This window comes from Brevundimonas sp. R86498, assembly GCF_044598075.1.
GTDB lineage: Bacteria > Pseudomonadota > Alphaproteobacteria > Caulobacterales > Caulobacteraceae > Brevundimonas.
Genome location: NZ_CP139004.1, coordinates 2,100,868 through 2,122,180, shown reverse-complemented (window position 1 = coordinate 2,122,180; position 21,313 = coordinate 2,100,868). Strand labels below are relative to the sequence as shown.

Here is a 21,313-nt window from a genome sequence, read left to right as displayed (position 1 = left end):
CAGGGCTGGTTAACCCCCCGGAGGATCGTTGGTTCAGTCCTCGTCGGGGCCGGACGGACCATTGATCTTGCGACAGCGCGCGAGGTCCGCCAGCGCATCGACCCCGGTCTGGACATTGCGCACCCACGCCTTGTCCCCGTTCACCGCAATGACGGTGTAGTGCGGAAACAGATTGGGCCCGGTCCGCACCATGTCTCCGGCGACGATCACCTCGTCATAGCCCCGCTCGTGGGCGATGCCGAAGAGATCCGAATAGCTGACCTGCGCCATGCGACTTCCCCCAAGTGATGACCGAGTCTGCGCGCCCGGATGTGAACAGGAACCCAACAGCTTCACGGATTCGCGTCAACGGGCGCGTCGATGCGGAAGCGCAGCCGATCCGCGGCATCCTCGCTGACCTACCCGTCTGACGGGTGAAGACCGCTCCCGACCCGTAGCGGACTATCGGCTGACGGATTAGCGTGGCCATATGACTGCCGACCTTTACACCTCTTTCGCTGCCCTACCGGCTGACAGTCGGGCGAGGGTTCTGGCGCGGTTGATCCACATGGAAACGATCCATGTCAGGTCAGCCCACCTCGATGATCCAAACGACACGAAGAGCCTCTATGCGTCGAGCGAGTTCATGCATCGCCTGTCAGGCTTCATCCTCGCCGTTTTGAACACCGACAGCCCGCCGGGACGCGAGGCAGGAATGATCGACACGATCCTTCGTTCGGTCGAACCGCGCGGACAGTTCTACGTTGATAGGCTTGGCGAGTGGATCACTGCGGAAGCCGATCCCAAGGTCCGCTAGCCACCCCTAGCCGCGGTTCAGGCGGTCTGCTTTTGGGTCGTAGGATGAATGTCCGGTATCAGGCCTAATGCCAAGGTCGTGGTCCGACCCGTTGCAGACGTTGGCGAAGGTGGTCAATCTCAGGCCATGCCGAAGGCTCATCCTCCGCTACCGCTTGAACAGCCCGCTCCCCTGACTGCCGAGGAAGAGCGTTATATCCTGAAGACCATCCGGGCCTATTACGGCGATGACGCTGTAGTCAGAAACTGGGGGCCAGACCCTCGCCGCCTAATGCTTCACGTCGAAACTGACTGCGACATAGGTCTCAACCGCCACGAATGCCTCGGACTGCTTATGTGCGAGATCATTCGCGACGAGATCAGCCTTGAAGCCTCGGGTCCAAGCGGTAGGTGGAAGCGGGATAAGGTGGCCTACCGGCAGGGCGTAATCCTCCCGACAGTCAGCAACGGCTGATCGCAACGTCCGCTTCCCACCCTGAACTGACCCAGGGGATGTCCGCTGATCGAATGTCCGATTCCAGGCGGGGTGCCGACGACCGCACCGGCCCTTCGCGGACGTTGGCTAAAGTGCCCGCGGCGCCAAACACCAACGGCCATCCGTCGGCCTTCGCTGCGGCTCGCGAAGGCAGGCAACGGGCACCTAGTTTGGCTGGAACGCCCTGCCACGATCGCCGATCAGCACCCAGCCTGCATTCGTGGGCTGGTAGCCGCCCCTGGACGTGGCGACGGCCAGCCCCATCACCGCCAGCTCTGGCCCACGGCTTGGTCCCGTCGCGCGGGCGGGGTCGACCATATCGAGCAGGGCCTCAACGCGTTCGGGGTCGGTCATGATCAGGAGGTCTCAGCGAAGGGTTGGAGAGGCGTGTGGTGAAGGTCCAGCTCAGCTCCATCCGCGTTCGCGGATGTAGGCCTCCAGCGCGGCGATTCGCGTGGCGTCCGACGGGTGGGTGGAAGCAAACTCCGGCTGACCCGACTGGCGCTGTTGGGCCATCAGACGCCACAGGGCCACGGCCTGCGACGGACGGAACCCGGCCGAGTTCATATAGTCAACTCCCAGCCGGTCGGCTTCCAACTCTGCGCGACGAGAGTAAGGCAGCAACAGGCCGTACTGGGCCGCGATGGCTCCGAACGATCCCACGGCCTGCCCGCGCGATCCGGCCACGCCTTGCGCCACCTGCAGGCCCAGATTGGTCAAGGCGGTCGAAGACGCCCGTTCCGCCGGGTGCCTGGCGACGACGTGGCCCATCTCGTGGCCGATCACGGTCGCCAGCTGATCGTCATTCTGTACCAGGGCCAGCAGGCTTGTCGTCACGCCGATCTTGCCCGACGGCAGGACGAAGGCGTTCGGGCTTTCGCTGTTGAACACGGCGTAGTCCCAGCTGCGATTGCCCAGGCCCGCCGCCTCGATCAAGCGGCTCCCGATCCTGCGGATACGGTCCACCGAAGCGCCGGTCAGCGCGGGGTTCTGGGTCCGAAGCAGCTGCTGCCACGCCGATTCGGACTGCTGCTCGAGACCGGCCGAGTCCGCGATAATGAACTGATCGCGGCCGAGCGTATCATTGTAGGCGCACCCTCCGAGCAGGAGGGTCAAACTCAATCCGGCTGCGAGGAATGGGGCGGTACGGGTCATGGAGATCTTCTTCCTGTGCCGGAGCAAGACCGACGATCGGCACCTGAACCTGGCGAAGCCGGCAAGGGTTCCCGCTTCAACCCTCCATCAGGGACCGTCAGTCAGCAAATTGCCGGTGGCCTTTGGAAGAACGGGGCCGAGGCATAAAACAGCGGCGGCGCGAAGGAGCAATGCTGGCGCAGAGCAGACACGGGTCCGGTCCCGCGGAAGGCCCACTCCCCCCCCTGGGCGACCTTGAGAGCGTCCGCTTCCGGGCGGTGGATCGAATGTCCGTTTTCCGCTTGGGCGGCATGACCGCTCTCGACCCGTTGCGGACATTCCGGGTCGGCGGCTAGTTTGCCTCCATGGGCACCCCGACCTCCGGTTACGTCTACATCGCGACCAGCGAGGGCCTCCCCCAGTCCTACGTGGGCGTCTCGACGTCGCTCCTCGATATGGAATGGATCGCCAAGTTTGGCGTGAACGACTTGGTCTGGTTCGAGGGCTATTCAGATGTGGCGTTGGCCCAAAATCGTGCCGATGCTCTCTGGTCGATGTCAGAAGATCAGCGGCGAAGCCTTATCCTGGGCGGCAATCCCACGCTGACCGATCTTAGCCCGCGCATCTGGGGTAGCGACAAAGAGGAAGCCTAACTTCCGCTTTGCGATTTAGGTCGATTGTCCACTCTCGACGGTGGGCTCAACTGATCGCTGCAACACACTCAGCGAAGGTCTCCGCTGGCGTTCGATAGAGCAAGGTCTTTCTGGGCCGCTCATTGAGTTGTCGGGCGATGGTGCTGAGCTGGGCCTGGCTGTGCAGGGAGAGGTCGGTCCCGTGCGGCAGGTACTGGCGCAGCAGCCGGTTGGTGTTCTCGTTTGAGCCGCGCTGCCACGGTGACCGGGGATCGCAGAAGTAGACCTCGACGTCGGAAGCCATCGCCAGCCGCTTGTGGCCAGAGAGCTCCGGTCCCCGGTCCCAGGTCAGGGACTGGTAGAGTTCGCCGGGGAGTTTCTTCGACTGTTTGATCAGGGCGGACACGACGCTTTCGGTGTCCTTGTTGGCGACCTTGACCAGCATGACGTAGCGCGAATGCCGCTCGACCAGGGTGGCGACGTAGCTGTTGCGGGAGCCGCCGATCAGGTCGCCTTCCCAGTGACCGGGGACGGCGCGGTCCTCGACGCAGGCGGGTCTCTCGCTGATGGAGACGGCGTCCCTGATCTGGCCGAGGCCTTGACGCTTCAGGCTCGCATGCCGGGAACGCCGGATGGTCCGCCGGGCTCTGAGGTGATCCAGCAGTTCCTTCTTCAGCACCCCTCGGGTCTGGATGAACAGGCTACGATAGATGGTTTCGTGCGACACCTGATTGTGCGGCTCCCCGGGCCAGGTGCGCTTGAGCCAGCCAGCGATCTGCTCGGGCGACCAGTTCCGCCGCAGCTTGGCCGATACTGTGCGGGCGAGAGCCGGCCGGCAAGCCAGCTTGCAGCGTTTGGGGCGCCGCGCGCGATCCCACGCCGCCTGATCAGACCGTGTCGCTCGATACCGCTCAGGCCCGCCGTTGCGGTGGACCTCACGGCTGATCGTGGACGGCGACCGACCCAGAGACCGGGCGATCCAGCGCAGCGAGCAACGTGTGCTGAGCCCTCGCGATATCTCTTCGCGCTCGCCCAGACTGAGCGCCCGATCCGCCCGCTTGCGGTCCGGCGGCCGGATGCCACCCGTCGGCGAAAGCACCGAGAACACCGACGAGGACTCCCGATCGAACCGTCGTCCAATCGAACTCATCAACTCGCCGGCCTTCCAGCGATCCCAGATTTCAGCCCGCTGAGCCGCCGAATAATAGATCCGCCGCCGCTGCTTCATCGCCCACGCTCCATCTCCGAGGAAAAGCTAGCGTGTTGCGGTCACCGGTTGAGCCCACCACCCATTGCGGACCTTCACGAGGAAGGCAAACATGCGCACATGAAACGGTGGGTCATACTGCTTTCCGGCCTAGTAGCTATTTCGGGCTGTGCATCAGTGCCTCAAGCGCAGACCGCCGCCATATGTCCGACCGACCAGCTAGTGGGCATGTCGATCACAGTGTCGGGCAAGCTGTCGAGCGACGGCATCCATGGGATTTTCCTTCGACCAGATGCCTGTCCAGACAGCTACTTCATGCTCAACGAGGGGATCGGGACAATCGGGTTCGAGGAGGTGACCGCCGCCGTCTATGGCGAGGAACGGATTGGCACCTCGGGCACGGCTATTCGCGTCATGGTCGTTGGTTCAGTTGAGGGCAACCCGCTCTCGATCCTAGTTACCCGAGTGCGCTCAATGGACCATTTGTCGGCCGCCACATATGTCCGCTAACCACCCATTGCTGTCACACGCAAGGCCCGCTCCCCGCCCGAAATCCCGGGTCCGGATACGGCCCGATGCAACGACACGCCGCGTCCGGTCGCTCCCGTGACGGCCGCCGCGCCCCGGTCGCGGCCCATCAGCGGCTCCGATAATAGGCATTTATTCTCCTTGGCCCCTTGCGTTCCTGACCTCCGGGACCCATCCTCTTCGACAGGTCTTTGACACGTCGAATCCCCGCGCGATGACCCCGGCCTGCACGCCATGGCGTGAGGCAGAGGGTGACGGAAGGGTCGCCGTGAAACGCGGTCCGGTCCGCCCCTCGGCCAGGCGGACGATCGGGACTCAGCGGACTCAGCGGACTCTGTTTTTTTGCATCAGGACCCCGTCCCGATCACCTTGACTCAACCCTGGCGTCCCCCGGATTTCGCAGAATCCCGTCACCGTGACACAATCCTGAGACCGGATGCCATTGATTGCATTGGCCATTTCAATTTCACGTCCGGACATGTCATGGTGTTTTTCCGAAGTTGGGCGTGACAAACCACCGGCTCCGCCCGTCGCCGATCCCCCCGAGTTTAGCCCCGCCGGATCAGCCGCAGGCCCCCGCCCGGCTCTGCGCCCCAGTCCCCTCCGACCCGGAACACCGCGTCCAGCACCCCGGCGTTCAACGCCTCGCGCGGCGGGCCGTCCGCCACCACCCGGCCCTTGTCGATCACCACGATCCGGTCGGCGAAACCCGCCGCCAGCGGCAGGTCGTGCAGGCTGACCAGCACCCCCTGCCCCGCCGCCGCCCGGGCCTTCAGCCGGCCCATGACCAGAAAGGCCGCATCCGGGTCCAGCCCGGCGACCGGCTCGTCCAGCGCCAGCGCCTTCGCCCCCGTCGCCAGTACCCGGGCGATCAGGACCCGGGCCCGCTCCCCGCCCGACATCTCGGCCACGCCCCGGTCGGCCAGATGACCCGCCCCGACCTCCTCCAGCGCCGCCGTCGCCCGGGCCCGTGCCTCATCACCCGGCAGGAAGGGCAGGCCGAGCGCCGCGATCTCCACCGCCGCCATGTTCCACGCGATGCGGCGCTCCTGCGGCAGATACGCAATCCGCGCCGCGCGCTCCGGCTCGCTCAGGCTCCGGACCGGATCGCCCGCCAGCCGAACCTGTCCGGCCGTGACGGGCAACAGGCTGCAGGCGGCCCGCAGCACACTGGACTTGCCCGCGCCATTGGGCCCGCACAGGGCGACCACCTCGCCGGCGGCGACGGTCAGGCTGACGCCCTCCAGCACCGTCCGCCCGCCGATCGCGGCCGAGACCCCGTCCAGCGCGATCACGACCGCCACTCCCGCGCCGCCCGCCATGCGATCAGGGCGAACAGGGGCGCCCCGATCAGGGCGGTGAACACCCCCAGCTTCAGCTCCTGATCCGTCGGGATCAGCCGGGCCAGCAGGTCCGCCAACACCAGGATCAGCCCCCCGGCGAGGGCCGACGGCCCCAGCAGGGCGGCGGGATCGCCCCGCACCGCGCCCCGCACCAGATGCGGGGCCGCCAGCCCGACGAAGCCGATCACACCGGCCACGGCCACGGCGGCCCCGGCGGCGAAGGCGGCGGCGATCAGGGCCAGGATCCGCATCCGCCCCATGGCCAGACCCGAGGTCGCCGCCATCTCCTCGCCCAGCGCCAGCAGCCTCAGGCCGGGCCCCGCCGCCATCGCGCAGGCCGCGGCGATCAGGACCGGCGGTGTGACCCAGCCGACATCGATCCAGCTGCGATTCTGGACCGACCCCAGCAGCCAGCTCATCACCTCGGCCATGGCGATCGGCGACGGCGACAGGTTGAAAATCAGGGCCGTCAGCGCCCCCGCCAGCGCCGACAGCGCCACCCCGAACAGGATCAGCCCCTCGGGCGAGGCCAGCCGGGCGGCCACCGTGATCAGTAGGGCCGCCGCCAGCCCCGCCCCGGTCAGGGCCGCGACCTCGACGGCACCCGGCACGGCGGCCGCGCCCAGCACGATGGCCAGCGCCGCCCCCAGCGCCGCCGTGGCCGAGACCCCCAGCACGCCCGGATCGGCCAGCGGATTGCGCAACAGCCCCTGCAGCACCGCCCCCGCCAGCCCCAGCGCCATCCCGACCATCAGGGCACAGACCGCGCGCGGGGCCCGGATCTGCCACAGCACCACCGCCTCGGCCGACCCCGGCCGGGTCAGGGCCTCGCTGTACTGGCCGGCGCTAAAGGCCGTCTCGCCCAGCAGGACGGCCGCGACCAGCGCCCCGGCGATGGCCAGGGCCAGCCCGGCCATCAGCCGCCGGACGTCGGGCGCGCCGCTCATCGGCCCGGCTCCGGGGTGCCACGGGCCACGGCCAGGGCCGCATCGGCCGCGAACCAGGCCGGGCAGGTCAGGCTGGCCGCCGGCAGGTCAGCCACGACCCGGCCCCGGCTAGCCGCCCGGACCACCGGATGCCGCCCGGCCCCGCGCCAGTCGGCCCGCGCCTGATCGAAGAAGCCCAGCACGAACCGCAGGGGCGGCTCCAGCGCGATTCGCTCCACGCTGACCGGCCCGAAGCCCGCGATCCCCGCCGCATTGCGATAGCCCCCGGCCGTCAGGATGGCGTCGATCAGCGTCCCCGCCCCCGCAGTGAACCCTCCGGCGGTCAAATACAGGGCGGTCCGGGGTGGCCCAACGGGCCGCACGGCCGCCGCCTCGGCCAGCCGTCCATCCATCCGGGCGATCAGCCGTGCTCCGGCCTCCGGCCGGCCCAGCGCCCCGGCCACGGCGGCGATATTGCCCCGGATGCCCGCCAGATCGCTGGCGTCCGCGATCGTGACAACCGTGGCCCCGCGCGCCGCCAGCGCCGCCCGCAGCCGGGGCTCGCCGCCCCAGTAACGGACCACCACCTCTGGCCGCACCCCGGTCGCCGCCTCCAGCGTCGGCCGCACCCGGCGGTGAACCCACGCCTCACGGGCCATCCACGAGTCCGGATCATCGGCCCGGGGCGACAGGAACAGCGTCGCCTCCGGGGCCAGGGCCAGCACATACTGGTCGGCGCACTGGTCCAGCGACAGGATGCGGTCGGGCGCGCGGGCAACGGCCGGCCCGGCCGTGCCCCCCACCAGTATCGCCGCCGCCAGCAGGCGGGCCGCCGGCCTCACGGCTTCAGCAGGCCGGCGAACAGGGCGTCCATCATGGTCCGGGTCAGGACCTCCCGGTCGACCCAGTCGAAATAGGGCTTGGTGATCATAAGGGAGACGATGCCGTGCGCCCCGGCCCACAGGGCTTGGGCCGTCGCCCGCACCTCGCCCCTCAGGCCGCCGGCCGCCCCGACCTCCTCGATCAGGGCCTCGAAGGCCCGGTACAGCTCCCCGCCCAGCCGCTGCGAGGCGCTGTCGGCCCCCTCGCGCGCCTCGACCGGCCGCGTCAGATAGATCAGCCGGTAGGCATTGGGATTGGCGAAGCCGAAGGCGATATAGCCCTCCATCAACCGCCGCAGCTTCACTTCCGCCGGTCCGCCCTCGGCGAGGACGGTGGCGTTGGCCGCCTGCAGCCGCCCGAAAGCCCCCTCGCAGATCTCGTGCAGGATCGCGCTCTTCTCGGGGAAATGCATGTACAGCGCCGTCGACGACAGCCCGACCTCGTCGGCGATCCGGCGGATCGTGGCCCCGTCGTAGCCGACCTCGACGAAAATCCGCTCGGCGGCGTCGAGGATCTCGGCCCGCCGCGCATGGCCCTCGCCCTTGGGCTTGCGGGTCGAGCGGCCGGCCGGAACAGGGGACTGGATCGGAACGCCGGACACGCACGCACTCCCTGAAGGGGACCGACCGACGCAATCGCGCGCCGGACCGACCCTGCATAACGCCATTGCCACGGCGGTGCCAACGGCTTGCCGCATGGCGAGACCCGCGATAGCTGTGCCGTATGGCGCGCACGGGGGCGAGCGGCATAGCCAGGATACAGGACGCGGCCTACCCGCACCGGGCGTCGCAGCGGTCGCTCGGCCTCGGCCAGGCGCTGGTCTGGCTCGCGATTTCGGGTGCCGGCGTCGCAGCCTTCCTGGCCGCGCCCGACGTGATGCTCAAGCAGTCGGTCTTCGCCGTGCAGCTGGCCTTCGTTCTCTATGGCTTCTGGCGGTGCCTGCTCGCCGTGGCCAGCCTCAACATGCCAGCCCCCTGGCCAATGGTCCGGGGGCAGAAGCTGCCGCGCTACACTGTGCTCGTGGCCCTGCTGGACGAGGCGGAGATCCTGCCCCAGCTGGTCCCGCGCCTCGCGGCCATCGACTATCCTCGCGACCGGCTCGAGGGCTATCTGCTGCTCGAGGCCCATGATCGCGCGACCATCGCCGCGGCCCGGGCCTGTTCCCTTCCGCCCTGGCTGCAGGTGTGTGTGGTCCCCGAGGATGGCCAGCGCACCAAGCCGCATGCCCTGAATCATGGCCTCGCTGCCGCCCGCGGCCAGTTCGTCACCGTTTATGACGCCGAGGACGCCCCGGATCCCCTTCAACAGCGCGAGGCCGCCCAACGCTTCGCCGCCGACACGACCGGATCACTCTGGGCCCTCCAGTCGCCCCTGCGCATCCGGACCCGAGACCGTTCGGACAGCCCCTTCCTGGATCGCCAGTTCGCCGTGGAGTACGCAGCCCTCTTCGAGGTCACCCTGCCCGCAATGGCCCGCCTCGGTCTCCCCTTCCCCCTTGGCGGCACCAGCAACCACTTCCGCGTCGACGCCCTGCGCGCTGTCGGTGGATGGGACGCCCATAACGTCACCGAGGACGCGGATCTCGGCTTTCGCCTGTGGCGGGCGGGAGGCCGGCTCGGCACGCTGTCGCGCCCCACGCTCGAACCGCCGCCCGGAGCCCTTGTCGACTGGCTGCCGCAGCGGACGCGCTGGCTGAAAGGCTATATGCAGACCTGGGGCGTCCACACCCGCGATCTGCGCCGTCTCGGCTGGCGCGGCTGTGCCTCGCTCGCCCTGACGGTCGGCGTGGCACTCGCGTCCGCGGCGATCCACGCCGGCACCGTCGCCTGGGTGGTGGCCAGCGTCGCCATCGCCCTGGCGGCCGGCCTGCAACCCGCCACGCCGATCTTTGCGATGGCCGTCCTCGCGTGGGGGACCTCGGCCGCCTGGCTGACCGGTCACGTCGGCGCGGGCCGTGCCGGCGTTCCCTACACGCCCGTCGACATGATCGTCGCTCCGGCCTACTGGTCCCTGCTGAGTCTCGGCTTCTATCACGCCTTGTGGCGTCTGGTTCGTGAGCCCTTCGCATGGGACAAGACGCGGCACAGTCCGGACCCGGGACTGCCAAACTCACACCTGGATGCTGGACGCGAGGTCGCCTGACGGCATAAGGGCTTGCCGATGCCGCCCGTATTCTCGCCCAGCCCGCAGACGCTCATAACCCGGGCCTGGTCCGACTACGCTCTGCTGGACAGCGGTGGCGGACGAAAGCTGGAGCGCTACGGCCCCCACACGGTCGTCCGGCCCGAGCCGCAGTGCTTCTGGACCCCGCGCGATCCCGACGCCTTCGCCACCGCAACCGCGACCTTCGATCCCGACGACGAGGACGAATCCGGCCGCTGGCGCTTCATCGGCAAGCCGGTCGAGACGTTTCCCCTGTCATGGCGGGACGTCCGTTTCACTGGTCGCTTCACGCCGTTCCGGCATCTGGCCTTCTTTCCCGAACAGGCGGCCAACTGGGAGTGGCTGGACGCCCGCATCCGCCGCCTTGACCAGCCGCGGATCCTGAACCTGTTCGGCTACACGGGCGTCGCCAGCCTCGCCTGTGCCGCCGCCGGGGCAGAGGTCACCCACGTCGATGCCTCCAAGAAGTCCGTCGCCTGGGCCCGCGAAAATGCGACCCTCTCGGGCATGGAGGACCGCCCGATCCGCTGGATCGTCGAGGACGCCCGCAAATACGTCGCCCGCGAGGTCCGTCGGGGCTCCCGCTACGATGGCATCATCCTGGACCCGCCGAAATACGGCCGCGGGCCCACCGGAGAGGTCTGGCGGCTGTTCGAGGACATGCCTGCGCTGCTGGCGGATTGCGCCGCCCTGCTGTCGGACGACGCCGACTTCCTGCTGCTGAACGCCTATGCCGCCCGCATCTCCGGCCTGTCCCTCGCCCATCAGATGGCCGAGGCGACAGCGACACGCGCGGGTCGGATTGACTGGGGCGAACTGGCCCTGTCTGAAGACGGCGCGGACGCACGCGCCATCGGCCTCAGCTTCTTCGCCCGCTGGTGCGCGTCATGAGCGATGGTCGTCTCATAACCTCCCTGACCAACGAGACCGTCAAGGCCATCCGCGCGCTGCATATGCGCAAGGAGCGCGAGGCGACCGGCCTGTTCCTCGCCGAAGGTCTCAAGTTCATCGGCGAGGCCCTCGATCAGGGCCGCACGCCAACAACCCTGCTCGTCGGCATGGAGGCCCGGGCCCATCCGCTGCTGGATCGGGCGATCGCAGAGACCCGCCGCACCGGCGGCGACGTGGTCACCGTCACCCACCCCATCCTCGAGAAGATCAGTCGCCGGGAAAACCCCCAGACGGTGCTCGCCGTTTTCGAACAGGCCTTCACGCCGCTGCAGGCGATCGATCCGCAGTCCGCCCCCTGCTGGGTCGCTCTGGAGCAGGTCCGCGACCCCGGCAACCTGGGCACCATCATCCGCACGGCCGATGCCGCCGGGTGCGGCGGTGTGATCCTGATCGGCGACTGCGTCGATCCGTTCTCGGTGGAAGCGGTGCGCGCGACCATGGGTTCAGTGTTCGCGGTCGCCATCACCCGGGCCACACCGGAGGCCTTTCTGGCCTGGCGCACGAACTGGCCCGGCAGCGTCGTCGGCACCCGGCTGGATGCGACGATCCGCTATCGGGACGCCGCCTATCAACGCCCGACGCTCGTCGTGATGGGGAATGAACAGGCGGGACTGACCGATGCGCTGGCCGCAGCCTGTGACGTCAACGTCAAGATTCCCATGCGTGGGCGCGCCGACAGCCTGAACCTGGCAGTGGCCACCGGCATCATGGTCTACGCAGTGACGGACACGCTCTGAACTCAGGTTCCGCGCGGCTTGACACGGTTGGTCGGCGGGGCCTCGGCAGGGTTCTCCGGCCAGGGGTGGCGCGGGTAGCGGCCCCGCATCTCGGCCCGGACCGCCGACCACGACCCTTTCCAGAAGCCCGGCAGGTCCCGGGTCACCTGCACAGGACGCCTTGCGGGTGACAGCAAGGCGAGCGTCAGGGGAACGCGACCACCACCCACCGCCGGGTGGACCGTCACACCGAACAGTTCCTGCACGCGGATCTCCACGCGCGGACCGCTCTCTGCCGCGTAGTCAATGACGGCAGAACCAAGAGGCGTCTGGAGACGGGCCGGGGCCAACTGGTCAAGCGCCCTCTGGCGGTCCCAAGGGACGAGTGACCGAAGGCCTTGGTCCAGCGCACTATCCGATAGCCTGTCCAGCGACTGAAGACCCTCGAGCAACGGCCACAACCAGATCTCCCGCGTTGCCAGCAAGCCTTCGTCCGAGGTGTCAGGCCAGCCTTCGTCGAGTGTCCGGACAAAGGAGAGTCGGGCCCGCAGGGCGGCCGCGCGCTCGCCCCATGGCAGCAGAGCCACACCGCCCCGCTCGACCTCGTCGCGGAGCAGGGCTGCAACCGCCCGTGCATCTGGGGTACCGGTGATGCGATCATCGACCACGATCGCCCCGATACGCCGGAAGCGTCGGGTGACAACCCGGCCTGAGGGCTCACGGATCAATCGGTCCTCGACGGCGATCCTGTCCCTGATTGCCTCCACGTCCAGCGGAGCCGCCAGCCGAATCCGGTCCCTTGCGTCGCCTCCGCCCAGATCTGCAACCGCCAGCCAGGCCTCGGAAGCCAGCGGGGCGGTCGCGTCCACAAACGCGCCTCGCCCGGAGGCCAGCAAGACCTCACCCGGCTTTCCACGGACCCTGGCAATCCGCTCTGGAAAGGCTGCCGCAATCAAGGTCCCGGGATCGACCTCCCCATCGTTCCCGCCCGGAGCGCCCGCGGCCCGGACCCACCGGTCAACCAGTTTGCGGGCATCATTGGCGCGTGGTGAGCGATCGAGGTCGAAGCCTCGCAACCGCTCGCGCAAATCCACATCCCGCCCCCCAAGGCCCGGTTCGCTAAGCACGGCGGCAATGCGCGCGCCGAGCCGGGCCGCCCCGGCATCGGCGGCACGGGCAACCAGATGGCCAAGGCGTGGCGACAGCGGCAAGGCGGCAAGGCGCTGCCCGTGTGAGGTCAGACCGCCGGCATCATCCAGCGCGCCCAGACGACCCAGAACGGCGCGCGCCTCGGCAAAGGCTCCTGCAGGAGGGGGGTCAAGCAGCGCCAGCCCCTCCGCGGACCGCGCGCCCCAACGGGCCAGATCAAGGGCCAGTCCGGTCAGGTCCGCCTCAAGGATTTCGGGCCGCTGATGGACCACGAGCCCGCGCGTGGTCTCCTCATCCCAAAGCCGGTAGCAAACGCCCGGTGCCGTTCGGCCCGCTCGTCCCCGGCGTTGCTCGGCCGAGGACCGGCTGACCCGAACTGTCGCCAGTCGGGTCAACCCGCTGGATGCCTCAAAGCGCGGCACGCGAGACAGCCCCGAGTCAATCACGACCGTGACCCCCTCGATCGTCAAACTCGTCTCGGCGACCGATGTGGCCAGAACCAGCTTGCGTCTGCCTGACGGCGAGGGCGCAATGGCGCGATCCTGCTCTGTCTTGTCCAGCGCGCCAAAAAGGCCAACGACATCAACGGCCGGGTCCTTCAGCCGGTCACGGACCAATCCGGCCACCCGATGGATCTCGGCCTGCCCCGGCAGAAAAGCGAGGATTGAGCCGCGCTGATCGCCAAGCGCTTCGAGACAGGCCCGGGCCATGGCGTCCTCGATCCGCTCGACCGGATTGCGCCCGCGATAGAGGGTTTCGACCGGAAAGGCCCGCCCCTCGGCTTCAATGATGGGTGCACCACCGAGAAGCCGGGCGACCCCTGCGATGTCGAGCGTGGCTGACATGACAACCAGCCGGAGATCCTCACGCAGCACCTTCTGGCTGTCTCGCGCCAGAGCAAGGCCCAGATCCGCATCCAGACTCCGCTCGTGAAACTCGTCGAACAGCACCGCGCCGACGCCGTCCAGCCCGGGATCATCGAGGATCATGCGGGTGAACACACCCTCGGTAATGACCTCTACCCGGGTGCGGTGCCCCACCCGGCTTTGCAAACGTGTCCGATAGCCGATGGTCTCGCCGGCCTTCTCACCAAGCATCGACGCCATGCGTTCAGCCGCAGCCCGCGCCGCGAGACGCCGGGGCTCGAGGACGAGGATCCGGCCCTGCCCCAGCCACGCCGCTTCCAGCAAGGCCAGCGGCACGACCGTGGTCTTGCCGGCACCGGGTGGGGCAGCCAGCACCGCGACGTTCCCCTGATCCAATGCGGCGCGGAGCGGTTCGAGAACAGCGTGGATCGGCAACGTCATGCGACCGACCTGCCGCAACGCCAGTCAAAAGTCACGATCGACCCGGGGCGGTTCGAAACACCGACCGCCCCGCGGACGGTGAACTTTCCGGGGTCAGCCTAGCCCAGCAGCTGCGGGAACAGCCCGATGACAAGAATCGCCGCCACAGCCACCGGGCAGAGCCAGGCGATCAGGAAACGCCAGGCGACGAGAGCGCCACCGGTCAGTCCGGTCTCACCATTGACCAGTTTGCGATCGGCGACCCAGCCGATGAAGATGGCGGTGATCAGACCGGATAGAGGGAGCAGCAACCGACCTGTGATCCCGTCGATTGCGTCGAACCAGTTGGCGTTTTCAAACCCCGGAATGAACGGGATCGGCCTCTGGTCTGCCAGAACATTGAACGACAGCGCCGAAAGCAGGCCAACCAGGAAAACGAGGGCCCCGATCCCGGTCGCCGCCTTGCCGCGGGATGCCCCGAACCTCTCCATTACCCAGCCGACCGAGATCTCAAGCAGGGAAACGGACGAAGTCAGAGCCGCAAACAGAGCGAGGACGAAGAATAGCAACCCGACGATTGCGCCGCCCGGCATCGAATGGAACGCCGTGGGCATTGACTGGAACATGAGGGTTGGGCCGGCATCCGGTTCCATGCCCACGCTGAACACGATCGGGAAAATGGCAAGGCCTGCGATGATGGCCACGGCCGTATCGGCGAACGCGATCATGCCCGATGTCTGGGCGAGGTTTGTGTCGCGCGAGGCATAGGCCCCATAGGCGATCATGGCCCCGCCGCCGAGGCTCAGAGAAAAGAAGGCCTGTCCCAGCGCGGAGCTCAGAACGCCGGGCTGCAGCGCGCGCTCAAAGTCGGGCGTGAACAGGAAGGTCACGGCCGCAGCGAAGTCACCAACGATCGCGGCATAGACGGTGATACCGATGAGCAGGAAGAAGAAGGCGGGCATCAACCAGGTGGCGGCCATCTCGATGCCTCCCTTGACCCCCCGGGCGACAATCCACACCGTGACCAGCACAAAGGCAAACTGGAGCCCCACCAGCAGCACCGGATTGGCGAACAGCGTCGGCATGATCTGCTGGATCTCATCGACGGACTGAAGTGCGTAGGCGCCGCGTAGCGGCTGTCCCGCCGTCATGGCACCAACGACGTCAACCGCGCTGGTTCCGATAAAATAGACCACCCAGCCCGCCACCACGCAGTAGAACGTCAGGATGGCCGTGTTGGCGATCAGACCGACCACAGCCAGCAGGCTCCATGCGGGGCTGGCACCGGACTGCCGCGCCAGCTGGACCGCACTCCCGATCGTCGACCGCTGACCGTGACGACCGATCAGGCTCTCGGCCAGCAGAAGCGGCAGGGCGATCAGAACGACGCAAAGAACGTACAACAGCACGAATGCACCGCCGCCGTTGCTCCCGGCTTCAGTTGGAAAACGCCAAAGGTTGCCGAGGCCGACGGCCGACCCCGTTGCTGCCAGAACGAACGCTGCCTTCGAGGACCATTGCGCCTGATCCGGCGCCGCCATTTTGCCAGCCAATCTCCACTCCCCATTCCTCACCGGACAATGCCATCCGGACACACATCGCCCCTGCGATCCTAGGCAGTTTGAACCTGGGGCACCAGCAGGAGATCCCCGGGTCCTCAGACCATGCTGCGTTTCAGCCGACACAGTGGCGGTCACGAAAGAGTCTCAAGCGGTTCACCGTTCTGAAACCGCGTTGCCACGGTGCGACAGGCCCGCTACCGGTCAGACCAAGGCGGGCCCTGGATGGGCACCGTTTTTTTCAAGAGGGGTGGGTCTTTATGTCCGCAGCAGGCCTTAGGCCAAAGGGGAACCGTCTGTTCCTCAAGAAATCCGTCGCCCAGATCCAGAAGGAGGCAGCCAAGAGCGAGTTGAAGCGGACTCTGGGTCCCATCAACCTGATGAGCCTCGGCATCGGAGCCATCATCGGGGCAGGGATCTTCGTCCTGACCGGGCAGGTCGCAGCCGCTCATGCCGGTCCAGCGATTATGCTGTCGTTCGTGGTCGCGGGCATCGCCTGCGGCTTGGCCGGCCTCTGCTACGCCGAACTGGCATCAACCATGCCGGTATCCGGCTCGGCCTATACCTACGCCTATGGAACGCTCGGCGAGGTCTTCGCCTGGATCATGGGCTGGCTGCTGGTGCTGGAGTACGGGGTCGCTGCCTCGACCGTGGCGGTCGGCTGGTCGGGCTACGTGGTTTCCATCCTGAACGATTTCGGGATTGCCCAGGCCATGTTCCCGACCATCCAGTACGCGGGAGGCGAAGGCCCCTCGCTCGCGACGCCGCTGATTCAGGCCGTCGTTTCGGAAACGGGCAGCAGCTTCCCGCTCACCGGAACTTTCAACCTTGTTGCGGCCATCGGCATCGCGGCGGTGTGTGGGCTGCTGGTGCTTGGGGTCAGCGAGTCAGCGAAGATCAACAACATCATCGTGATCATCAAGATCATCGTGCTGTTGACCTTCATCGCGGTCGGCATCGGGTATGTGAACCCCGACAACTGGATCCCGTTCATTCCTGAAAATACCTCGGGCAACTTCGGGGAGTATGGCGGCACCGGCATCCTCCGGGGCGCGTCGATCATCTTCTTTGCCTATGTCGGATTTGAAGCGGTCTCCACAGCCGCTGCCGAGGCCAAGAACCCCTCCAAGGACGTGCCGATTGGCATTCTGGGGGCCCTGTTTGTCTGTACGCTGATCTACATGGCCGTCGCTGCCGTGATGACCGGCGTCGTTCCCTATCTCGAGCTGGCCAGCCCCGCTCCGGTGGCCGTCGCGATCGATCGCATGGGACTCGACTGGGCCAATGTGCCGCTCGCCTCGGCCGCAGGGGGCCAGATCAACCTCATCAGCTTCCTGATCAAGATCGGGGCCATCACAGGCCTGACCTCCGTCATGCTCGTGCTTTGCTACGGTCAGACGCGGATCTTCTACACCATGGCGCGTGACGGTCTGCTGCCGCGCGTCTTCGCCGTGATCCACCCGAACTTCCGCACGCCGTGGATCGGCACCATCCTGCTCGGCATCCTGATCGCCATCGCGGCGTCCTTCCTGCCGATCTCGATCCTCGGAGACCTCGTGTCCCTGGGGACGGCCGTTGCCTTCTCGATCGTGTGCCTGAGCGTGATCTTCCTGCGCATCAAGCATCCGGAGATGGAACGTCCATTCAAGGTCCCGGGCGGCATCTTCACAGCGGTGCTGGGCATCCTCGCCTGTCTGTCGCTGGCCGGCTTCAACTTCTGGCCGATGATCCAGCATGCCCTCAACGGCAACACCATCCCGCTGACGATCTTGGCCTGTTACGCCGTCGTGGGCGCGCTGATCTATGCCGCCTACGGCTTCTGGAATTCGAAACTGGCCAAGGGCATCGACATCACCGAGGAGACAACCATCTCCTCTCCCGCCGAAGCCATGGGCCGGGGCGTCGACAACCAGAAGGACTAGGTCTTCGGACAGTCCTGAAACGGAAAAGCCCGGAGCAATCGCTCCGGGCCTTTTTGGTGCGGATGAGAGGACTCGAACCTCCACACCTTGCGATGCCAGAACCTAAATCTGGTGCGTCTACCAGTTCCGCCACATCCGCGTGGCGGCGGGTTTAGGGGCAGATGGCCGCACGGACAACTCCCGAGTTCGCAACGCCGCCTTAACCTTGATCGCCCACGGTCACGCTGAGTTTCCTCAGGCCCGTACCGATGAACGCCAGCGAACGTCCGATCATCATCAAGAAGGTCAAGAAGGTGTCCGGCGGCGGCCACCATGGTGGCGCGTGGAAGGTAGCCTATGCCGACTTCGTGACGGCAATGATGGCCTTCTTTCTGCTGATGTGGCTGATCAACACGACCGACCCGGAACAGAAGAAGGGCATCGCCGCCTATTTCGCCCCTTCCAACGTCTCGGACTCCACGTCCGGCTCCGGCGGCCTGCTGGGAGGAACCGCGCTGGGGGCCGACGGGGCGATGAGCGCCGGATCGCGCGAACTGATGGAGCAACAGGCCCCCGAGGCCCCGCTGGATGCACCGGATGAAGCCGGCCCGAGCGCCAACCTGGCCGCGGCGTCCGAGGCGCAGCTGCGCGAGGAGATCGCCACGCGGGAGGCGGCCGAGTTCGCCTCGGCGGCCGAATCCCTGCGGCAGGCCATGCAGCGGATGCCCGAACTGGCCGAGCTGTCGAAACAGCTGATCATCGACCAGACTCCCGAGGGCCTGCGCATCCAGCTGGTCGACCAGGAAGGCCGGTCAATGTTCGAACAGAACTCCGCGCGACCCAATGCCCGGGCCCAGGTGCTGCTGCGGGCTGTGGCGGGGGTCGTGAACCGCCTGCCCAACCGGATCTCCATCTCGGGCCATACCAGCGCCGTGGCCGGCTCCGGCCGGGCGTCGACGCCCAGCGACTGGCCCCTGTCGGCCAACCGGGCCGATGCCTCGCGCCAGATCCTGCAGACCGCGGGCATTGATGCCGACCGGGTCTATTCGGTGGCGGGCAAGGCGGGGTCCGATCCGCTCTATCCTGATGACCCCTCCCTGCCCGGCAACCGGCGCATCGCCATCGTCCTGCTGCGCGAGGCCCCGGTGCTGCCGATGGACACCAGTCTGTGACGGGACCGGCGGCATTCGGTTGCGGCGCGAACGCTCTTGCGGCACCGCACGGAATGACGCCAAATCACGCCATGACCAGACAGCGGCCAGACGGGCGACGACTTCGGATGCGGGCAGGCTGACGTGACGCAGCATGTACCGACGCGCCAGCTTCGCTTCTTCATGACGGCCGTCGCCCCCTGCCCCTATCTGCCCGGCATGACCGAGCGGAAGGTGTTCGCCAACCTGCCCTTCTCGGACGGGGCCCATGTCAACGACGAGCTGACCCACGCCGGGTTCCGGCGGAGCCAGAACATTGCCTATCGGCCCGCCTGCGAGGGCTGTGACGCCTGCGTCTCGGTCCGGCTGCCCGTGGCCGACTTCACGCCGTCTCGGGGCCAGCGCAAGGTCCTCGCCCGCAACGCCGACCTGTCGCGCGACTTGGTCGAGGCCGAGGCGACCCAGGAGCAGTTCGCCCTGCTGAAACGCTATCTGTCGACCCGCCACCCGGGCGGCGGCATGACTGACATGACCTGGCAGGACTATATCGCCATGGTCGAGGACACGGCGGTCCGGACCCATCTGATCGAGTACCGCCTGCCCTCGACCGACGAAGGCCCGGGCGATCTGGTGGCGGTGACCCTGGCCGACCTGCTGTCGGACGGGCTGTCGATGGTCTATTCCTTCTTCGATCCGGCGCTGGAGAAGCGGTCGCTGGGGGTGTTCGCCATCCTCGACCACGTCCGTCAGGCCGCCACCGTCAGGCTGCCCTATGTCTATCTGGGCTACTGGGTCCAGGGCTCGCCCAAGATGGACTACAAGGCCCAGTTCCGGCCGCTGGAAGTGCTGCAGCCGCTGGGCTGGACCCGGTTCGACTGATCAGCCCGACAGCGGGACCGCGGTCGCCGGGGCCGGCAGCGCCTGACCGGCCCACGGTCCGGGATCGACGCCGCCGCCGAACCGAACGAGGGCCGCGATCCGTTTGTCGATCGGGGGGTGGGTGGCGAACAGGCTGTCGAGGAATCCCTCCTTCTGATTGTCGAGGAACATCCCCTGGAGCTCGTCCGGGGCCTTGAGCCGGGAGCGGCCGGAGACCTTCCTCAGGGCCGAGATCATGGCGTCCGGGTTCTTGGTCAGCTCCACCGCCCCGGCGTCGGCCACATATTCGCGCGTGCGCGACAGCATCAGCCGGATGACGATGGCCAGGGCGAACCCGACCAGGGCGATGACGAAGCCGATCAGCAGCAGCGGCCCGGCGTTCTTGTTGTCCCGACGCCCGCCGCGCACATAGAACAGGCTGCGGAACACCAGCTCGGCCAGGACGGTGATGATGCCCGCGAAGATCGAGGCGATCACCATGGTGCGCACGTCCTTGTTGATGACGTGGGTCAGTTCGTGGGCGAGCACAGCCTCCATCTCGTCGCGGTCCAGCGCCTCGATCAGACCGCGGGTCACGGTGACACTGTACTGGCCCTCGCGCAGGCCTGACGCATAGGCGTTCAGCTCGGGCTTCTCGATGATGCGCAGGGTGGGCGTGCGCAGGCCGCGCGAGATGGCGAGGTTTTCCAGCAGGTTGTAGATCTGGGGCTCGACCGACCGCTCGACCTTGCGGGCCCCGGTCAGGCCGTCGACGATGGCCTGGTTGCCGAAGAAGGCGATGGCGAACCAGATCGCCGCCACCACCAGCGCCAGCGGAATGGTGCCGGCCAGCATCGAGGCCGCCGAGACCGATGTCCTGCTCCAGCGTCCCGCCCGAGTTGGGCAGGACGCCGAACCCCATCAGGATCAGCTGGATGCCGAAGATGACCCCGACCAGCATGACCGGAAACCCGGCCAGCAGCAGGATCGTGCGGGTGTTGTTCGCCCAGATGTGGGTCTGGAGACCGACAGCGCCCATGACGGCCTAGAACTTCACCGACGGCGGGGCGGCGGTCATGGCGGCGCGGTCGCCGGCGTCGACCTCGAAGAAGGGCTTGTCGGCCCCGAAGCCGAACATCCCGGCGAACAGCACGGTCGGGAACTGGGCCCGCACGGCGTTGAACTCGGCCACGGCATTGTTGAAGAAGCGGCGGGCGGCGGCCAGCTTGTTCTCGATGTCCGACAGCTCGCGCTGCAGCTCGAGGAAGTTGGTGTTGGCCTTCAGGTCCGGATAGGCCTCGGCCACCGCGAACAGCTTGCCCAGCGCGCCGGTCAGCATGTTGTCGGCCGCGACCTTGTCATTGACGCTGGTGGCCCCGGCGGCGGCGGCGCGGGCCCGGGTCACGGCATCCAGGGTGCCCTGCTCATGGCTGGCATAGCCCTTCACCGTCTCGACCAGATTGGGGATCAGGTCGTTGCGCTGTTTCAGCTGGACGTCGATGTCGGCGAAGGCCTGATCCGCCCGCTGATCGAGGGCGACCAGCTTGTTGTAGGCCCCGACCAGCACAGCGACCAGAAGGACGACGATAACGCCGATGATGATGAAGGTGATCATGAGAACTCCCTGTCTCGGGCGATTATCGCGCGGCCCGAACAT

Annotated in this window: 21 protein-coding genes and 1 tRNA gene; 9 read left to right on the top strand and 13 right to left on the bottom strand. The window is 67.3% G+C overall.

What is annotated here, in order from left to right:
* Nucleotides 1–33: 33 nt before the first annotated feature.
* Nucleotides 34–270: a hypothetical protein gene (locus SJY26_RS10395; RefSeq protein WP_396592967.1), complete on the bottom strand. Its 237-nt coding sequence runs from the start codon at nt 268–270 to the stop codon at nt 34–36.
* 277 nt (nt 271–547) lie between these two features.
* Between SJY26_RS10395 and SJY26_RS10390 the strand changes: the two genes are divergently transcribed.
* Nucleotides 548–796: a hypothetical protein gene (locus SJY26_RS10390; RefSeq protein ID WP_396592966.1), complete on the top strand. Its 249-nt coding sequence runs from the start codon at nt 548–550 to the stop codon at nt 794–796.
* 639 nt (nt 797–1,435) lie between these two features.
* Here SJY26_RS10390 and SJY26_RS10385 read toward each other — a convergent pair.
* Together SJY26_RS10385 and SJY26_RS10380 are read right to left on the bottom strand one after the other, a co-directional pair.
* Nucleotides 1,436–1,624, bottom strand: a complete 189-nt coding sequence (locus tag SJY26_RS10385) for a hypothetical protein (RefSeq protein ID WP_396592965.1) — start codon at nt 1,622–1,624, stop codon at nt 1,436–1,438.
* A gap of 51 nt (nt 1,625–1,675) precedes the next feature.
* Nucleotides 1,676–2,425, bottom strand: coding sequence for a M48 family metallopeptidase (locus tag SJY26_RS10380; RefSeq protein ID WP_396592964.1), 750 nt, complete (start codon nt 2,423–2,425; stop codon nt 1,676–1,678).
* A gap of 344 nt (nt 2,426–2,769) precedes the next feature.
* Here SJY26_RS10380 and SJY26_RS10375 point away from each other — a divergent pair, with 344 nt between their 5' ends.
* The gene (locus tag SJY26_RS10375; protein ID WP_396592963.1) at nt 2,770–3,057 is read left to right on the top strand and encodes a hypothetical protein; all 288 of its coding nucleotides are present in this window, start codon (nt 2,770–2,772) and stop codon (nt 3,055–3,057) included.
* A 46-nt stretch (nt 3,058–3,103) separates the two neighbouring features.
* On the opposite strand, the gene SJY26_RS10370 is transcribed toward SJY26_RS10375, so the two are convergent.
* Nucleotides 3,104–4,264 carry an IS30 family transposase gene (locus SJY26_RS10370; protein ID WP_396592962.1) on the bottom strand — a complete coding sequence of 387 codons (1,161 nt, stop codon included), beginning with the start codon at nt 4,262–4,264 and terminating at the stop codon, nt 3,104–3,106.
* A gap of 207 nt (nt 4,265–4,471) precedes the next feature.
* Between SJY26_RS10370 and SJY26_RS10365 the strand changes: the two genes are divergently transcribed.
* Entirely contained in the window at nt 4,472–4,753 is a 282-nt protein-coding gene (locus SJY26_RS10365; protein ID WP_396592961.1) for a hypothetical protein, read from the top strand.
* Nucleotides 4,754–5,319: 566 nt separating this feature from the next.
* Here the strand turns inward: SJY26_RS10365 and SJY26_RS10360 are convergent.
* The 4 genes from SJY26_RS10360 to SJY26_RS10345 are packed head-to-tail and all read right to left on the bottom strand — an operon-like array spanning nt 5,320 to nt 8,523.
* Complete coding sequence (locus SJY26_RS10360; protein ID WP_396592960.1) at nt 5,320–6,075, bottom strand: ABC transporter ATP-binding protein; 756 nt, start codon at nt 6,073–6,075, stop codon at nt 5,320–5,322.
* Complete coding sequence (locus SJY26_RS10355) at nt 6,063–7,061, bottom strand: FecCD family ABC transporter permease (protein WP_396592959.1); 999 nt, start codon at nt 7,059–7,061, stop codon at nt 6,063–6,065. The genes SJY26_RS10360 and SJY26_RS10355 overlap by 13 nt, the downstream gene beginning before the upstream one ends.
* Nucleotides 7,058–7,882, bottom strand: a complete 825-nt coding sequence (locus tag SJY26_RS10350) for an ABC transporter substrate-binding protein (RefSeq protein ID WP_396592958.1) — start codon at nt 7,880–7,882, stop codon at nt 7,058–7,060. The genes SJY26_RS10355 and SJY26_RS10350 overlap by 4 nt, the downstream gene beginning before the upstream one ends.
* A complete protein-coding gene (locus tag SJY26_RS10345; protein WP_396592957.1) occupies nt 7,879–8,523 on the bottom strand; it encodes a TetR/AcrR family transcriptional regulator in 645 nt (214 codons plus the stop codon). Before SJY26_RS10345 ends, SJY26_RS10350 begins: the two co-directional genes overlap by 4 nt.
* A 122-nt stretch (nt 8,524–8,645) precedes the next feature.
* Between SJY26_RS10345 and SJY26_RS10340 the strand changes: the two genes are divergently transcribed.
* The 3 genes from SJY26_RS10340 to SJY26_RS10330 are packed head-to-tail and all read left to right on the top strand — an operon-like array spanning nt 8,646 to nt 11,773.
* The gene (locus tag SJY26_RS10340; protein WP_396592956.1) at nt 8,646–10,064 is read left to right on the top strand and encodes a glycosyltransferase family 2 protein; all 1,419 of its coding nucleotides are present in this window, start codon (nt 8,646–8,648) and stop codon (nt 10,062–10,064) included.
* Nucleotides 10,065–10,082: 18 nt separating this feature from the next.
* Complete coding sequence (locus SJY26_RS10335) at nt 10,083–10,976, top strand: class I SAM-dependent methyltransferase (RefSeq protein ID WP_396592955.1); 894 nt, start codon at nt 10,083–10,085, stop codon at nt 10,974–10,976.
* Nucleotides 10,973–11,773: a TrmH family RNA methyltransferase gene (locus tag SJY26_RS10330; protein WP_396592954.1), complete on the top strand. Its 801-nt coding sequence runs from the start codon at nt 10,973–10,975 to the stop codon at nt 11,771–11,773. Before SJY26_RS10335 ends, SJY26_RS10330 begins: the two co-directional genes overlap by 4 nt.
* Before the next feature lie 2 nt (nt 11,774–11,775).
* Here SJY26_RS10330 and hrpB read toward each other — a convergent pair whose 3' ends face one another.
* Together hrpB and SJY26_RS10320 are read right to left on the bottom strand one after the other, a co-directional pair.
* The gene (hrpB, locus tag SJY26_RS10325; protein WP_396592953.1) at nt 11,776–14,208 is read right to left on the bottom strand and encodes an ATP-dependent helicase HrpB; all 2,433 of its coding nucleotides are present in this window, start codon (nt 14,206–14,208) and stop codon (nt 11,776–11,778) included.
* 98 nt (nt 14,209–14,306) lie between these two features.
* Nucleotides 14,307–15,884 (bottom strand): sodium-dependent transporter, encoded by a 1,578-nt coding sequence (locus SJY26_RS10320; protein ID WP_396592952.1) that lies wholly within the window; start codon nt 15,882–15,884, stop codon nt 14,307–14,309.
* Nucleotides 15,885–16,006: 122 nt separating this feature from the next.
* On the opposite strand from SJY26_RS10320, the gene SJY26_RS10315 reads away from it, so the two are divergent.
* The gene (locus tag SJY26_RS10315) at nt 16,007–17,668 is read left to right on the top strand and encodes an amino acid permease (protein WP_396592951.1); all 1,662 of its coding nucleotides are present in this window, start codon (nt 16,007–16,009) and stop codon (nt 17,666–17,668) included.
* Between the two features lie 54 nt (nt 17,669–17,722).
* Here the strand turns inward: SJY26_RS10315 and SJY26_RS10310 are convergent.
* Nucleotides 17,723–17,807 (bottom strand) — tRNA-Leu (locus tag SJY26_RS10310).
* A gap of 109 nt (nt 17,808–17,916) precedes the next feature.
* Between SJY26_RS10310 and SJY26_RS10305 the strand changes: the two genes are divergently transcribed.
* Nucleotides 17,917–18,819: a flagellar motor protein MotB gene (locus SJY26_RS10305; RefSeq protein ID WP_396592950.1), complete on the top strand. Its 903-nt coding sequence runs from the start codon at nt 17,917–17,919 to the stop codon at nt 18,817–18,819.
* 123 nt (nt 18,820–18,942) lie between these two features.
* Nucleotides 18,943–19,677, top strand: a complete 735-nt coding sequence (locus SJY26_RS10300) for an arginyltransferase (protein WP_396592949.1) — start codon at nt 18,943–18,945, stop codon at nt 19,675–19,677.
* On the opposite strand, the gene SJY26_RS10295 is transcribed toward SJY26_RS10300, so the two are convergent.
* Together SJY26_RS10295 and SJY26_RS10290 are read right to left on the bottom strand one after the other, a co-directional pair.
* Nucleotides 19,678–20,511, bottom strand: coding sequence for a M48 family metallopeptidase (locus tag SJY26_RS10295; protein ID WP_396592948.1), 834 nt, complete (start codon nt 20,509–20,511; stop codon nt 19,678–19,680).
* A gap of 190 nt (nt 20,512–20,701) precedes the next feature.
* Nucleotides 20,702–21,271 carry a LemA family protein gene (locus SJY26_RS10290; RefSeq protein ID WP_396592947.1) on the bottom strand — a complete coding sequence of 190 codons (570 nt, stop codon included), beginning with the start codon at nt 21,269–21,271 and terminating at the stop codon, nt 20,702–20,704.
* Nucleotides 21,272–21,313 lie beyond the last annotated feature (42 nt).

Coding starts and splice junctions, on each gene's coding strand:
- SJY26_RS10395 (WP_396592967.1), bottom strand. CDS start 270: ATGGCGCAGGTCAGCTATTCGGATCTCTTCGGCATCGCCCACGAGCGG.
- SJY26_RS10390 (WP_396592966.1), top strand. CDS start 548: ATGGAAACGATCCATGTCAGGTCAGCCCACCTCGATGATCCAAACGAC.
- SJY26_RS10385 (WP_396592965.1), bottom strand. CDS start 1,624: ATGACCGACCCCGAACGCGTTGAGGCCCTGCTCGATATGGTCGACCCC.
- SJY26_RS10380 (WP_396592964.1), bottom strand. CDS start 2,425: ATGACCCGTACCGCCCCATTCCTCGCAGCCGGATTGAGTTTGACCCTC.
- SJY26_RS10375 (WP_396592963.1), top strand. CDS start 2,770: ATGGGCACCCCGACCTCCGGTTACGTCTACATCGCGACCAGCGAGGGC.
- SJY26_RS10370 (WP_396592962.1), bottom strand. CDS start 4,264: ATGAAGCAGCGGCGGCGGATCTATTATTCGGCGGCTCAGCGGGCTGAA.
- SJY26_RS10365 (WP_396592961.1), top strand. CDS start 4,472: ATGTCGATCACAGTGTCGGGCAAGCTGTCGAGCGACGGCATCCATGGG.
- SJY26_RS10355 (WP_396592959.1), bottom strand. CDS start 7,061: ATGAGCGGCGCGCCCGACGTCCGGCGGCTGATGGCCGGGCTGGCCCTG.
- SJY26_RS10340 (WP_396592956.1), top strand. CDS start 8,646: ATGGCGCGCACGGGGGCGAGCGGCATAGCCAGGATACAGGACGCGGCC.
- SJY26_RS10335 (WP_396592955.1), top strand. CDS start 10,083: ATGCCGCCCGTATTCTCGCCCAGCCCGCAGACGCTCATAACCCGGGCC.
- SJY26_RS10330 (WP_396592954.1), top strand. CDS start 10,973: ATGAGCGATGGTCGTCTCATAACCTCCCTGACCAACGAGACCGTCAAG.
- hrpB (WP_396592953.1), bottom strand. CDS start 14,208: ATGACGTTGCCGATCCACGCTGTTCTCGAACCGCTCCGCGCCGCATTG.
- SJY26_RS10315 (WP_396592951.1), top strand. CDS start 16,007: ATGTCCGCAGCAGGCCTTAGGCCAAAGGGGAACCGTCTGTTCCTCAAG.
- SJY26_RS10305 (WP_396592950.1), top strand. CDS start 17,917: ATGAACGCCAGCGAACGTCCGATCATCATCAAGAAGGTCAAGAAGGTG.
- SJY26_RS10295 (WP_396592948.1), bottom strand. CDS start 20,511: ATGCTGGCCGGCACCATTCCGCTGGCGCTGGTGGTGGCGGCGATCTGG.
- SJY26_RS10290 (WP_396592947.1), bottom strand. CDS start 21,271: ATGATCACCTTCATCATCATCGGCGTTATCGTCGTCCTTCTGGTCGCT.